Source organism: Candidatus Dormiibacterota bacterium (genome assembly GCA_035635555.1).
Taxonomy (GTDB): domain Bacteria; phylum Acidobacteriota; class Polarisedimenticolia; order Gp22-AA2; family Gp22-AA2; genus Gp22-AA3.
Genome location: DASQAT010000032.1, coordinates 1 through 15,185 on the forward strand (window position 1 = coordinate 1; position 15,185 = coordinate 15,185).

Below are 15,185 nucleotides of genomic sequence, written 5' to 3' on the forward strand. Positions count from 1 at the left end.
GCCGGGCGGCGGCGCGGCGGAACCGGCTCCGGCCTCGGCGCCTGCTGCCGCACCGCCTGCTCCGACAGCGTTCCCCGGTTCGCCAGGATCAGCACGCGCGCCGCCGAACGCAGGACGGCCAGGTCCTGGGGCGGCAGGAGATCTTCCCGGAGAACGAAGACGCCTCCATGGTCCCCGTGAGTCTCGTGCCCGACCGCGGTCTGACTCGCCCGCACCATGGCTTCGACCGACTGCTGGAGATCCTGCGCGTAGGAGGTCCCCTTCGCATTCAGGATCACCAGGTCGGCTGAAACCCCCTTCAACCGCCAGTACTCGTGCGCCCGCAGGACCTGCCTCGCAACCTCCCGCTCCTCGTCCCTCTCGATGCGCACGACGGCGATCGGCAGATCTCCGGAGATGCCGTGGGCCCAGAGCCCGGACGGACCGCCGCGGTTCGCGGCCAGCTCCTGGTGCCCGGCCCGCAGCGTGCGATCCAGGTAAAGCAGGCGATTGGCCAGACGCTGGAAGAGGTGGGCCTCGTCCCGGGTGATCCGGAGGTGGTGCAGCTGGACCTGGGCCTGGGTCCATGCCAGAGCGCTTGCGCGCTCGAACGTCGCCGGTTGACGATACTTCTCCGCGATCTCGAGGGCCTGTTCGCGGGAGCGCGCCACGAGTGTCGTGAACACCAGACGCACGGTCCCTTGAGCGGGAATGGCGACGCGGTACCTCAGGCTCACGATCGGATCCAGGACCGTCCCCGCCGTGTTCGAAAGGGGCCTCCCGTCGATCACGGAGAGCGGCGTCCGGATGCCGCGGCCCCGGCCCAGAAAGCGCGCGCGGTCGCTTTCATACTGCGGTGGGCCCAGAGTCGCTCCCTCGGACGCGGCCAGGTGGGCGAGCCACACCGCGGGCTCCTCCGCCGAACGCGGGCGCCGCGTCGCCAGCAGGGTTTCGTGCCCGGGCACGAACTCCGTCTCGACGAACAGGCTCGAGAAGGCGGGATGGGCCTCGTCCGCGGATTGTGGAGCCAGCACGACCTCGGCGTAGGAGGTGAAGTCGATCTCGCGGTCCCTGTTCTCGAGATTTGTCACCGTCAGCCGGCGGAGCTCGGCGTCGTCCTCGGGGGACACCACGATCTCGAGGACGATCGAAAGGGACGGGTTTCGCTGCGTGATCCTGGCCCGGTCTTCGGAATACACGACATCGTAATGGTCCGCCTCGGTTCCGCAGGGTTGGAAGCCGGCGGACCAGACGTCGCCGGTTTCTGCGTCCTTCAGGAAGACGTACGTGCCCCAGCAGTCACGCGTCGTATCCTCCCGCCAGCGGGTGACGGCCAGGTCGCCCCACCGGCTGAACCCGGAGCCCGCCGCCGTGATCATGACGGTGTAGCGGCCGTTGGACAGGAGATGCGTGCGGGGCGTGATGTCGTGCGGCGATTCGAACCGCCGCAAGGTGGGGGGGACCAGGTCGCGCACGTGCGCGGCCTCCAGCACCTCCTCGCCGCGGGGCCGGGTCACGGCCACCGAACGCGGCGTCCGTTCCTGCAGCAGGAGCTCAGCCGCCTGGACCATGGGATGGGAGTGAAAGCGCCGCTGCGTCGCTCCGTCGTGGACCACGTTCCCGATGGACACGACCGTCATCCCCTGGTGGTGGGCCATGTAGGCGCGGACCACGGCGACCCGGGTCTTCTCCGGCAACCTCGAGGGGGTGTAATCGAGCGCGTCATAGAAGCCGTAGGCGCCGAGGGCCCCTGCCTCCTCGAGGCGCGAGAAATTGTCCAATGCGGCCCCTGGATTCACCATCGCCGCAAGCGCGGTGGCGTAGGGGGCCACCACCACGTCCTCGAACAGCCCACGCTTGAGACCCAGACCGGGCACGCCGAAATCCGAGTACTGGTATGTGTGCGCCGCATCGCGAACGTTGTAGGCCGATTCCGAGATCCCCCAGGGAACCCCGCGCTCGGCGCCGTATCGGATCTGGCGCCCGACGACGAGGCGGCAGGTGAGATCCAGAAGACTCCGGGCGGGTTGCCGCATCACGAGAAGCGGCATCAGGTATTCGAACATGGAGCCCGACCAGGAGACGAGGGCCGCGCCACCGCCCACGGGCGTGAGGGAGCGGCCGAGGAGAAACCAGTGCTGAGGGGAGACATCGCCCTTGGCGATGGCCACGAAGCTGGCCAGCCTGGCCTCCGAGGCCAGAAGGTCGTAGCCGCTCGGATCGAGCGTGCCTTCGGTCACGCGGTAGCCGATGGAGAAGATCTTGCGGGAGGGATCGAACAGGAACTCGAACTCCATGGACCGGACCATTTCTTCGGCGAGCGATGCGAGAGCGGAAAGACGGTGCACCAGGCTGGAGTCGTCCCCCTGCAGGTCGCGGGCATGACTCCTGACGGAGGCTCGAACGGCCGAGGCCCAGGCCAGGATTTCGGCTCCGGCGCCGTCCTCGACGTCGCTCGCGAGCCTGCGCGCGACCTCCACGAGGCTGTCCGCCGCGGTCTCCAGCTCCTTGAATCGAGGGACCCATCCGGGAAGGGAGGTCGTGGGGACTTCGAGAAGCGCCGACATCCCCTCGACGGTCTCGCGCAGCAGCACCTCCGCGGTCGGCTGAGCACGCCTTGGACGCCCGGCCTTCGCCAGCGAATCGACAAGCAGATGAAGAGCGTCTCCGATCCCCTCCGAGATCTCCGGGCCGGACAGGGGACGGTGCACGAACTCGCGGCATGATTGAGCCATGGCGATCAGGTGCCCGGCCAGATTGCCGCTGTCCACCGTGGAGACGTACATGGGCTCCAGCGGCTGCAATGTCCGTGTGTCGTACCAGTTGACGAAGTGGCCGCGGACGCGGCGCAGGTCCGACATGGTCTGAAGCGTCGTCTCGAGCCGCTCCGCGGTGTCGAGGATCCCGATCCAGCCGAAATCGTGGGCGACCGTCGTACCGAGCAGATAGAGCCCCAGGTTGGTCGGCGAGGTGCGGTGAGCTCCGACGGGCTCGGGCTCCTCCTGGAAGTTGTCCGGTGGAAGGGCATGATCGTCCTGGTCCACGAACGCCTCGAAGTAGCGCCAGGTTCGGCGGGCGATGAGCCGCAGGGAGCGCGTCTCCGCGGAGGAGAGGACCTGGGACTTCGCAATCTTCGGCGGGACGCTGATGCGCCAGGCAAGGATGGGTGACAGCATCCAGAGGAGGACGAACGGCATCGCCACGGGCCAGGCTCCCGGCTTGAGCACGACGAGGAGCAGGCCGGCCCCGGCGGCCAGGAACACGCCCCAGCGGAGGTGCCAGTAGAAGGCCCGGAGTCTCAGGTCGGCACCGTAGCCCGCCTGCGCGGCGGTCACCCACTCGAGGAGGTTTCGTTTCGTGACGTAGAGCCGGCCGAGCGTGCGGATGATGGCGTCCACCATGAGCCAGGACTGGTGCGCCAGCATGGTGATCGCCAGGAGCGTCTGCGACAAGGCCACGGAAATGTCGTGACCCACGGCGCGAAGATGGCTTCGCTTGGAGATCCCCCATCGCCGCGGCAGCAGGCCGTCGAGAACCGGGATCACGGCCGGCAGCACGACGGATGCGACGAACAGGCCGGTCCAGCGGAGCGGAGGAACGTCCGGGAGGATCCAGGCGGTCACCGCGACCAGGAACCCCGAAGGGGCCGCGAGGCTCCTTCGGAGATTGTCGATCATCTTCCAGCGGCCATGGGTCGGGATGCGGGTCCTCCCGCCCAGGATCCAGGGCAGGAGCTGCCAGTCACCCCGCACCCAGCGATGGTGGCGGCGGGCGGCGACCTCGTAGTTGGTCGGGAATTCTTCGAAGAGATCCACATCGGTCGCGAGCCCGGCGCGCGCGAACGTGCTCTCGAAGAGATCGTGGCTGAGGAGCGTGTTTTCCGGGACCCTTTCGTCCAGGGCCGCCTCGAAGGCGTCGACGTCGTAAATCCCTTTTCCCGTGTACGACCCCTCGCCGAAGAGGTCCTGGTACACATCGGAGATCGCGGCCGCGTAGGGATCCACACCTCCGGGGCCCGAGATGATCCGCTGGTAGGTGGTGCTCGCGGGGCCCGTCGGCAAGGACGGAGCCAGGCGTGGCTGCAGGATGGCGTACCCCTCGACGACACGCCTCGTCCCGGAATCGAAGCGCGGCCGGTTCAACGGGTGCGCCATCGCCCCGACCAGTCGGCTGGCAGTCCCCCTGGGGAGCCGTGTGTCGGCATCCAGGGTGATGACGTAGCGAACGCCCTGCGGCGGCGTGGGCGGCCGGCCGTTGATGGGAACGAACGTGGTGTCGGTGGCGCCGCGCAGAAGCCGGTTCAGCTCATGGAGCTTCCCGCGCTTCCTCTCCCAGCCGATCCACTTGCCCTCCCTCTCGTTCCAGAGACGCCGGCGATGCAACAGGAGGAAACGCGCCCCGCCGCCGGGTGGATTGTCGTAGCGCGAGTTGAGGCGCGCGATGCCGTCCGCCAGCGCGGCAACCAGGTCGTCGTCGCCGGGTTTCTTCTCTTCGGTCGCGTCCGCCCAGTCGGTGAGGAGGGCAAAGTGGAGATGGCCGCCGGGATTCGCGAGAGAGTGCACCTCGATGCGCTCGAGCTGCTCCTCGATGTCGTTCTGGCGCGTGAGCAGCGTCGGCACGACGACCAGAGTCCGAAGCTCCGCAGGCACGCCCCGGGTGAGGTCGAGCTTGGGCAACAGCCTGGGTGGAACGAGGAGCGGGACCAGGCGGTGGACGAGCGACACCGCGATGTCCGAGGCGGGGACCAGACCGAGAACAGCCAGGAGGACGAGGATCCAGGAGGCCGCCCCGGCGGTCCAGGTCGGAAGCAGGAGGACGGCCAGGAGCAGGCCGGTCAGAGCGACGATTCCTCCCAGGTAATAGAGGAGAGCGTGCGCGCGAAAGGCGCGGCGGAGTCGGATTCGCAAAGGGACGCGAAATCCCAGACGCCGCTCGAACGCCCTCCGACCCCCGGCGACGATGTAGTACCCCGGATCCTCCTCGGCGCGCCCGGGAACGCCGGGAAGCGTCTGCCCTCGCCCGTTCTCCCGGCCCGCGCTCCGTGCCATGAGCACCGCTTCCCGCGCCACCTCGATTTCCGAAAGTCCCGAACGCCGGGAGAGCAGCTCGATCCGGGCCCGATACTCATTCCGCGTCGTGAAATCCATGGCGGCGAACCCGGGAGCGGTGCGCAGGATTTCATCCACCGGGCTGACGTTTTCGAAGAACACGGTCCAGTCGATGGAGGACATCCATCGCATGCTCGTGATGATGTTCCTGACGGTGACGTTCGCCGCGGCCTGAGCCTGGTGTTCCTCGGCAACCACACCGTCGGCCGAGGTCCCCTGGGTGCTGAGCTTCCTTTCAAGCCAGGCCAGGGCCGGCATGATCGAAGGGTCCTGGCCTCGCAGCCGCTGGACGAGCTGCACCGCGAACGCGCGGGCCAGCGGGTCGTCCCGCAGACTGCTCAGGACCTGGTCCGGATGCTCCACCGGCCGGTCGCCGAGGCCCAGCAGGCGATCCGCCAGCTCGTCGGCCCGGGCCCGCTCCTGACGGGAGCGGATGATCAGCTGCGACAGCCGTCGTAGATTTTCGACGAGCGCCACGCGAAGATGGATGGCGACGGCCCAGAGCTCCCCGATGGTCAAGGGCTGAGCGCGCTGGTAGGCCCGGACGAACCGCTGCAGCGTCTCCAGCTCGAAGCGGCTGTCGGTATGGGCCACGTAGGCCCACGCCAGTCCATACACGCGCGGGTATCCGGCGAGGTGGCCCGCCGCTATCTTCGGCAAAAGGCGGTAGTAGCTCCTCGGGAGATGGTCGCGGATTCCCCGGAGCTGCTCGTCCACCACATGGAAGTTGTCGAGAATCCACTCCGCGGCGGGAGTGATCTCATGCTTCGCCAGGACCGTCTCGGCGATGTTCCGGTACCCGGCCAGAAGCACGTGCGCGTTGTCGCGAACCCTGCGGAGGAGGGTCCGATCCTTCGAAGGTTTCCCGGCACTGCGGTGGGCCGTGGCCAGGCTCTCGGCGTGTTGCTCCAGGCGCTCGATGCCGAAAAGTTCGGCGCGGATCGGGTCTTCCCCCTGCGACGAATCGTCGAGTCGGGCGTCGGTGGCCTTCACCTCGCGCCTCCGTTCCGGCACACAGAGAGGGACTCTCCGTCGGCGTCGTGGGACGCCGTGACTTCCCGCGCTCTTGCTGGAATGCGGCCCATGGTACTCGAAGGGAGCTCATTACGAAATCGTCACGGACATCGGCGGCCCGCCGGCAGCGCCGTGGTGAACGGCTTGCGTTTCGATCAATGCCTCAGCAGATTTACCGTGGTCGAGCGAGCGCCCGCTTCGAGGTGGACCCGAAACAGTGACGACGTCCCTCCCTACGAGCCAGACCCAGCGAAGAACCCGCCGAAGGCGCATCGTCGTCGGGGCCCTCGCGGTGGTGACGGCCGTCCTGATCGGGTGGGTGACCCAATCGGAGGTCCTTCTTGTCACGAGCGAGCACAATGGAGAGTTTCCGATCTCGTCGAATGCCCTTCGGGAGGATGACTTTCATCACCCGCGGCTTCGGCTCCTGCGAAGCCGGGAGAGGCTCGATGAGGTTGTCTCCGCGGCGAAGACTCAGTTCGAGAAGATCGTCCTGTTGAGGGGCTGGGCCCACAGTCGGTGGAGGATGAGCGCGAGCTTCTATTACCCTCCCTGGGACGCGGTCGAGATCCTGAACCTGGCCAGACAGCATGGCAACAGGGGCTTTTGCGCGCAGTACGCGGTCGTATTTCTGCAGGCCTGCCAGTCCATGGGCATCCACGCGCGGTATGTCGAGCTCCCCGGGCACTTCGTGGTCGCGGTCTGGTCCGACGACTTCGACCGCTGGGTCGTGATGGACCCGACCAACGACCTCCATTATGAAAAGGACGGCCTGCCCATGCGGGGCCGTGATCTCTTCAGGACCTATTGGAACGGGGAGGTTTCTGGAATCGTCCAGGTCGACTCCGGGGGTCGCCGGCGGGCGATCAGCCGGTCCGATCTGACGAACTACGGCCGCTACGCGATCGGCCTGCTCGCCAACCAGCTCTCGGAGCCGGTCGAGGTGAGGTGCAACGGTTCCGTGAAGAAGCTCGTCCTCGCGAGCGACTACACGACTTACCCCAGGGTCGGACGAGATCGGCTGGAGATCAACACGGAATCCCTGGCGTGGAGGGGTGCGGAGGCGGATGCGCCCCTTCCGCGCCGCCCGGAGGCGGGCGATCAGGATGCCTTTCGCAATGCGCTCAACCAGACGGTGATCTTCCTGGCCAGCGAGCGGTTCAGGGACAGAATCCTGAAGGTGGCCCTGCTGAGCAACAACAGTCCGACCTTCGAGAGGTTCCTGATCCGTTCGGATGAAAGCACCGACTGGGTGCCGACCACGTCCAACACGTTCAGGTGGCTGCTCCATCCCGGAATGAACGAGCTGTCTGCGCGGATCGAGACCCGCGACGGCTGGAAGGCGAGCGTCAGCTCCATGAGGCTGTTCTACAAGCCGCCCCTGGTCGAGTCTCTTCCTTCCTTTCGCGGAAACATCCTCAGATTCATCTGGCACCGATCGGTCTAGCCGATCGACGGCGGATCCAGCAGGTTCAAGAAGCCGCGCGACGCCGATCGCACGGTCAGAACGATCGCGGCGATCAGGGCCCCTGGAGCCGCGGCCACCCACCAGGCCTCGTAGAGCGCCTCGCGCCCGGAAGCCAGGACGTCCCCGAGGGAGACCGCCGGCGGCGGCGCCCCGAGCCCCAGGAACGAGAGCGCCGACTCGAGGACGATGGTGTCGGCGAAGCGCAGGGCCGCGAACACAACCAGAACGGGGGCGATCTGCGGCACGAGGTGCCGGACGATGAGACGCAGCGTCGAGCTGCCCGCGGCGCGGGCCGCCAGCGCCGGGGTGCTCCCTCGGAACGTCAGAGTCTCGGCGCGAACCATGCGCGCCAGCCCGGTCCAGGTCGTTCCCCCCAGCAGCAGGACGAGGGTCGTGTTCGATGGACGGAAGAGCGCGGCGCCCACCAGGACCAGGAGCAACCGAGGGATCGACATGACGACCTCCACGCCGCGCATCAGGACCTCATCCCACAGCCCTCCCGCGAGCCCGGTGATCGCTCCGACCCCGGCACCGATGACGAGCGCCAGCGCGACGCACAGGGCGGCGACGACGACCGAGTGTCGGAGGCCGTACAGCAGCCGGCTCAGGAGGTCCCGGCCCAAGGTGTCGGTCCCCAGCAGATAGAAGCGCGGCGCAGGCTTCTCCGCGGGGTCGGCGGCAACCAGAGTCTGCCGGAGTCCACCCCGGTCGAACTCCCAGCCATCAGGTGTCCTGCGGAGGCCGGTCACGATCACGAGACGATGCGGGCCGCTCCGTAGCGCGTGCGCCCATGTCAGGGGCCTGAGCAGGCGGGCGCCCGCGACGTCTTCCTGTCGATCCGGCGGGTACGGCGCGACCCAGGGGGCCGCGAGAGCCAGGAGGGCGACCGCCGCACCGGTCCACGCTCCGGTCCGGCGCCGGCGCTCGACCCTCGCGGGCCCGTTCATGCCTGGGCCTCGCGCGCCCGCGGGTCGAGGGCCGCCGACAGCAGGTCGGCCAGGAGTCCGCCGGCCACGACCAGGAGGGACGCGACGCAGGTGCATCCCAGGATCAGCGGGGTATCGCGCGCGAGCACCGCCTGGTAGGCCAGCCGCCCTAGACCAGGCCAGGCGAACAGCACTTCGATCGCCACGCTTCCGCCGAGGATTCCCGGGATCGCCAGGCCGAACAGTGCGACGACCGGCAGCAGAGCGGCGCGCAGGGCGTGGCGCAGCTCCGCCTGGCGCCAACCCAGGCCACGGGCGCGGGCGGCGCTGACGAAGCCGAGGTCGAGCGCTGCGCGCACCTGGTCCCTGACGTACAGGGCGATACCGGCGGCAGTCGGCAGGACGAGGGCGAGACAGGGGAGAACCAGGTGGCGCACCGTGTCCAGCAGCCGCGGCAGGGCCGAGAGGGTCGCGGCATCGAGCGAGTGCATCTGCGAGACAGGGAGCCAGCGGAGTCTCACGGCCAGAAGCCACGTGAGCGGCAGAGCCAGGCAGAAGGACGGGACGGAGTAGAGCGCGGCGGCGGCCGCGGACATGCCTCGGTCCGCGAAGCCGCCTCGAGAGCGCGCCGCGGCGAACCCGGCCGCCAGCCCCAGGGCGAACTGCAGGATCAGGGCCGGCCCGGCCAGGGTCAGGGTGTTGAGGGCCGCCTCGCGAATCAATCCGGCCGCCGGCTGCCGGTAGGACCAGGAAGTGCCGAAGTCTCCGTGGAGAAGGCCCTCGAGCCAGTCGACGTAGCGGTCGAGGAATGGACGGTCGGCGCCGAAGGCTTCGTGCAGCCGGATCGCGGTCCTGGGGCTGACGCCAGGCTCCCGGAGACTATCGAACGGAACCCCGGGAGCGGCTTCGACCAGGAGGAACACGAGGGTGGCGGTCCCCCAGACGAGCGGGAGGACCGACAGCAACCGGCGCACCACGAAGCCTGTCACGCGGGAATAGTCGGCCGTCGTACCACTGTCCGTCAAGGTCTTCAGTTATCCCGGCCCATCAAGGATTTTCCCGGGCCTGTTTCAGGAATTCAACCTATTCACATCGGGAGGATTCCGCGCCAATCTTGAGGGCACGCTGGAGCGAAAGTATGAGACGGTGGTCGGCTCTCATCGGACTGGTGCTCGCCGCAGCGCTGCTCGCCTGGCGCGGAGTCGGAAAACCGCTGCCCGGGCATCCCAGGGCTGCGCCGGTCGCGAGCCGCCTGGTCATCGGGGTGAGGGGGGACGTCACCTCCCTCAACATCTATACTGCGGCGAGCGCCTTCGATCAGGAGATCGCCGACCTCCTCTATCCCAGGCTCGCCTACGAGGAGGACGATTTCCAGCAGGGACCGCCGACGTTCCGCCCGGGGCTGGCCTCCTCATGGGACTTGTCTCCGGACGGCGCGAGTCTCACGTTTCATCTCGATCGCCGGGCCTCCTGGAGCGACGGCAGGCCTGTGACCGCGGCCGATGTTCTGTTGTCGCACCGCGCCGCCAGCAGCCCCGACGTGGCCTGGGCTGGAATCGACTCGAAGGAGTTCATCCAGGACGTCAGGACGCCCGACCCGCGTACCGTCGAGTACCGCTTCGCCCGCGGCTACCCGTACGAGCTCATGGATTCGGTCGAAGGGAATATTCTCCCGGCGCACGTCTTCGAGGGAACGCCGCTTTCCGAGTGGCCGAAGAGCGCCTTCCTCGAGGCGCCGGTCGCGGGGGGCCCGTTCCTCCTGAAGCGCCACGAGCCCGGCGCTCTGATCGAGCTCGCGCGCAACCCCTCTTCCCTCATGGCTCCGCTCCCGCGGCTCGACACCGTGATCTTCCGCATCATCCCCGACGAAGAGACGCTCCTGAATGAAGTCATCATTGGAGGGATCGACGTGATGGAGAACGTGCCCCCCCGCGCGGCGGCCCGCGTCGAGGCTTCGCCGCGCCTGCGCCTGGTGCGCGTCCCCGATCTGTCGTACACCTTCATCTGCTGGAACACGACCCGGCCGCTGTTCTCGGACTCCCGCGTGCGCCGGGCGTTGACGATGGCGATCGACCGCGACTCGATCATCGAGGGTCTGCTCCCGGGCATCGGCCGTCCCGCGGCCGGCCCCGTGTTGTCGTTCCTGTGGGCCCATGACCCCGATCTCAAGCCGCTGCCGTTCGATCCCGAAGGCGCCCGCCGTCTCCTCGAGGACGCCGGTTGGAAGGACCGGGACGGCGACGGTGTGATCGATCGCGACGGCCGGCCGTTCCGCTTCGAGTTGGAGACCGATCAGGCCTCCGGGCAGCGGGGCGACGTCGCCCGCATGGTCATCGCCCAGCTCGGCGCGATCGGCGTCGCGGTCGTGCCGCGCCTGTTCGAGACGGGGACCTTCATCGCCCGCCACGAGGCGCACGACTTCGACGCCTTCGTCGGCTCCTGGCGCGAGTCCACCAAGGTCGATCTCAAGAGCAACTTCCACAGCGCCTCGAGCCAGGGGGGCTACAACTACGGCCGCTACTCGTGCCCCGAGCTCGACCGGCTCATCGACCGGGCGCGGGCCGAGTCCGACCCCGGGGCGGCGCGTACCCTGTGGATCGCGGCGCAGCGGATCATCGCCCGTGACCAGCCGTACACGTTCCTGTTCGAACGCGATCGGCTGCACGCCGTGGTTCGCAACCTGCACCTGGCCCGGGTCAGCCCGCGGAGTCTCTACGCCGGGCTCGCGGAATGGTCGCTCGAGGGGACGGAGGAGCCGCAGCCGTGATTCGCCCCCCGACGCCGCTCGTCGCCAGGCTCCTGCCGCCCGCGATCGGTCGACTGCACCTGCGGCGTCCGCGGCTCATGGACCGGCTGCGCGCAAGTCTTGCGAAGCGCGTCACGCTCGTCCTCGCCGGTCCGGGATACGGCAAGACGTCGCTTCTGGCGCGCTTCCTCCAGGAGTCCGCGGAGACTTCGGTCTGGTACTCGCTCGACCGGTCGGATGGCGACCCCTCGGTCTTCTTCCGCTACCTCGTCGAGGGCGTGGCCAGGCACGTCCCCGAGTTCGGCAGGCGCAGCGAGGGTCTCTGGGAGGGTCTCCGTTTCCGGCCGGAGGAGGCCGAGCGCCTGGCCGACATCTTCATCGGCGACGCCGAGATGTCGCTCGGCGGGCGAATCGTGCTGGTGCTCGACGGAGTGCAGCACCTCGAGGCATCCGAGCCGTGCGTGCGGGTCCTGCGGCGGCTCGTGGCCCGCCTGCCCGAGTCCCTCCACCTGATCCTGGCCGGCCGCTCGCTCCCCGATCTCGGTTCCGATACGCCGTTGCGGAAGGACGGGGCGACGCTTATCGAGGGGGACGATCTTCTGTTCACACCCGAGGAGACCGGCACGCTGCTCCGCGACACCTTCGGCCTGCCGGCGCGGCAGGAGACGGTCGAAAGACTCCACGCGCGCACGCGCGGCTGGGTCACCGCCCTGCAGCTGCTGCGCCAGACGGCGCGTCTGGAGATGAGCACCGCCGATCTGCCGGAGACCCTGTTCGCGCGCACCGAATCCGAGATCTTCGACTACTTCGGCGAAGCGGTCTTCGCCTCCGAGTCCGTGGAGGTGCGCGACTTCCTGCTGGGCTCCTGTCCGCCCCCCGCGATCGAGCCGGAAGTCTGCGCGGAGGTCCTGCACGGTCTCGACGTGCGGTCCCTTCTCGCGGGGCTGGTCCACCGGCACTTGTTCGTTTCGGCCCTGGAGAGCGGCGGGACCTACTACGTCTACGATCCTCTGTTCCTCGACTTCCTGCGCCGCAAGCTCCGCTGCGCGCGGGGGGCCGAGGGAGCGAGGGCGCTCGACCTGCGCTATGGACGGGCCTTCGCGGGGCGGGGCGACTTCGCCCAGGCGCTCGCGCACTTCATGGCCGCCGAATGCATGAAGGAGACCGCCGACGTCCTGCAGCGTCACGGCGAGGGTCTGCTGCGCTCCGGCATGCCGGGGGCGATCCGCGAAGCGGCCCTGTTCCTCTCGGCGCGCGGCGCGCGGCCGCCTGTCGCCGCCGCGTTGCTGGGGGAGGCCTGCCGCCTGGCGGGTGACCACGCCGCCGCGACGGGACACTTCGAGGTCGCCCTGGCGGCGCGCGGCGACGGCTCGGCGGAGATCAAAGGCGCCGCGCGGATCGCGGCGCTCCAGGGGCTGGCCTACTCGCTCATGAAGGTCGGCAGGCTGGCGCTCGCGGAGGCGACGTCGGCGACGGCCCTCGCGGAAATCGGCGGGGAGAATGCGGCCCTGCGCGCACGCGTCCTGAACACGCTGGGGATCATCCGTCATCGACAGCGCCGCACGCCCGAGGCGATCGCGCTCTGGCAGGAGGCCCTGGCCCACGCCCGGGGGGCGGGCGATGAGCACGTCATCCTGATGATCGCCCACAATCTCGGCCTGCCGCACGCTGCGTCCGGCGACTTTCGTCGCGCCTCCGAGTGCTTCCGCATCCTGACGAATCGGAAGAACACGCGTCTGGGACCGGAGGAGGGCGCCGCCTACCTGAACCAGGCGCGCATCGCGACGCTACAGGGTCGCTCCGCCCGCGCCTCGACGCTGCTCGGCCGGGCCCGCGAGATCGCGCGGGAGTGGCGGCTCCAGGGGCTGCTCGCCGATGTGCTGGAGGCGGAGGGGAACCTGTGCCGGCAGCGGGGCGACCTGGAGGCGGCGGGGGAGCGCTATGCCCAGGCCCGTGACGTCCTGACGGAGCTCGGGCGTCCGGATCTTCTCGACAACCTGTCGGAGGAGGAGGCGATCCTGGCGGCCCGGCGCGGCAACCACGGCGAAGCGGAGACGCTGGCGGCCGCCGCGGTCGAGCGCCGCCGCGCCGCCGGGGACGCCGAAGGGACGGCCGTCGCGCTCCTGGCGCTCGGCGAAGTGCGCGTCCGCTCCCGTGTCGCGCCGCGCGCCGCCCGTGTGCTCGCCGAGGCGGCCGCCTTCTTCCAATCGACCGGCCGCGAGTTCCACGAATGCATGGCCCGCCTCTGGCTCGCCCTTGCCCGCCATCTGGAGCGCGACCGACATCGCGCCGTGACGCAGGCCCTGCGGGCCCTGGAGATCGCGTCGCGACACGACTACCGGGCGCCGATCCTGCGTGTGGCCGACCTGGACGGGGCGTTCCACAACCTCCTGGCGTCGCTCCCGGCGGCGCCGGCTTTCCTTCGTCAGTCGCCGGTCGTCGGCGCGAGCCCGCGTGACGCGGAGGTGCGCGCAGCGAGCCGGCCTGCCGGCACGGACGGAGCGCGGCGTGCGCGGCGGGAACGCGGACGCCCGCATGACGTCGGCGTGGCGTCTCATTCCGGGGCGCCGCGGCCGGTGCGAACATGAGGCTTCGTTCGGCGCGCCGCCGGGCCCCGGCAGCGGTGCTGATCCTCGCTCAGCTTGCGTCCCTCATGGCGCTCTCCGGCGGTCCCGCCGTGGCGGGGCCGTACGTGACCGAGACCTCAGGAATCCGCTGGAACGACGTGGGCGGGCTCCGCTGGAACGATGTGGGGGGGATCCGCTGGAGCGATGTCGGCGGGATCCGCTGGAACGACGTGGGCGGCATCCACTGGAACGATGTCGGGGGCCCGCTCTGCAACGACGCCACCGGCGTCCGCTGGAACGATGTCGGCGGAGTCCGCTGGAACGACGTCGGCGCCCTGATGTTCAACGGCGCACTGCAGACCTGCGTGCCCGGGATCGATCTCGATCTCCTGAGCCGCCTGTCGTTCCTGCCCGACACCTCCTCGATCAACGTCATCGTCACCTACCGCGCGGCCCCGACGGCGTTCGACCTGCTCAGGCTGCAGTTCCTCGGGATCCCGGGCGGCACCGTCTTCCGCCGGCTGCCGATGGTCGTGATCAACGCGACGCGCGATCAGATCGAGCGCATCACGGCGCTGCAGGGGGTCCGCTCGGTGTTCGCGGACCGCACGCTGTCCCTGCTCGACGTCGAGAGCCGCGCGCTCATCGGTCTCGACGAGGTCGCGGCCGATCCCGCCCTGGCGCGGCCGGGCGGCGCGCCCCTGTCGGGCGCGGGCGTCACGATCGCCGTCCTGGATTCGGGTGTCGACGCCACACATCCCGACCTGCCCTTCGGCGGCAAGGTGGTCGGCAACGTGCGCCTCGTCAACGCCCTCAGCACCGGGTGGGGCTTCAGCTATCCGCTGACCGTGGAAGGCCTGCCCGACACCGACCTGGTCCTGGGGCACGGGACGTTCGTCGCCTCGGTGGCGGCGGGGTCGGGACAGGCGAGCGGAGGGACGTACCGGGGCGTGGCCCCCGGCGCCTCCATCCTGGGGCTGTCGGCGGGAGATCTGTTCATCGTGAACGTCCTGGAAGGATTCGACTACATCCTCCAGAACGCCGCGCGCTACCGTGTGCGCGTGGTGAACTGCTCCTGGGGCACCCAGGGCTGGTTCGATCCCGACGACCCGGTCAACATCGCGACGCGCATGGTGCACGACGCCGGGATCGCCGTGGTCTTCGCGGCCGGCAACCAGGGACCCTCTCCCGACACGCTCAACCCCTACTCGGTGGCGCCGTGGGTCATCGGCGTCGGCTCGTCGCGCAAGGACGCGCGCCTGTCGGATTTCTCCTCGCGCGGCATCTTCGAGGAGGTGCTGTACCACCCGACGCTCCTCGCGCCCGGCGAGTCGATCACCGCGGCGAGTCCGGCGCTCCTGAACGGCGGCGCCTATT

General features: G+C 69.2%; 7 protein-coding genes. 4 read left to right on the forward strand and 3 right to left on the reverse strand.

Annotated elements, in window-relative coordinates; translation table 11 throughout:
- On the reverse strand, positions 1-6,080 hold a 6,080-nt coding region (locus VEW47_08380), incomplete at its 3' end, for a glucoamylase family protein (protein ID HYS05197.1).
- Between the two features lie 340 nt (positions 6,081-6,420).
- Between VEW47_08380 and VEW47_08385 the strand changes: the two genes are divergently transcribed.
- Positions 6,421-7,548, forward strand: a complete 1,128-nt coding sequence (locus tag VEW47_08385; GenBank protein HYS05198.1) for a transglutaminase-like domain-containing protein — start codon at positions 6,421-6,423, stop codon at positions 7,546-7,548.
- Here VEW47_08385 and VEW47_08390 read toward each other — a convergent pair.
- On the reverse strand, positions 7,545-8,516 hold the full coding sequence (locus VEW47_08390) for an ABC transporter permease (GenBank protein HYS05199.1): 972 nt from the start codon (positions 8,514-8,516) through the stop codon (positions 7,545-7,547). The two genes, VEW47_08385 and VEW47_08390, sit on opposite strands and share 4 nt — an antisense overlap.
- Positions 8,513-9,520, reverse strand: coding sequence for an ABC transporter permease (locus VEW47_08395; GenBank protein HYS05200.1), 1,008 nt, complete (start codon positions 9,518-9,520; stop codon positions 8,513-8,515). Before VEW47_08395 ends, VEW47_08390 begins: the two co-directional genes overlap by 4 nt.
- 113 nt (positions 9,521-9,633) lie before the next feature.
- Between VEW47_08395 and VEW47_08400 the strand changes: the two genes are divergently transcribed.
- The 3 genes from VEW47_08400 to VEW47_08410 all read left to right on the forward strand — a co-directional run.
- Positions 9,634-11,262, forward strand: a complete 1,629-nt coding sequence (locus tag VEW47_08400) for an ABC transporter substrate-binding protein (protein HYS05201.1) — start codon at positions 9,634-9,636, stop codon at positions 11,260-11,262.
- A complete protein-coding gene (locus VEW47_08405) occupies positions 11,259-13,829 on the forward strand; it encodes a tetratricopeptide repeat protein (protein ID HYS05202.1) in 2,571 nt (856 codons plus the stop codon). The genes VEW47_08400 and VEW47_08405 overlap by 4 nt, the downstream gene beginning before the upstream one ends.
- A partial coding sequence (locus tag VEW47_08410; GenBank protein ID HYS05203.1) for a S8 family serine peptidase occupies positions 13,826-15,185 on the forward strand: 1,360 nt, incomplete at its 3' end. The genes VEW47_08405 and VEW47_08410, both read left to right, overlap by 4 nt.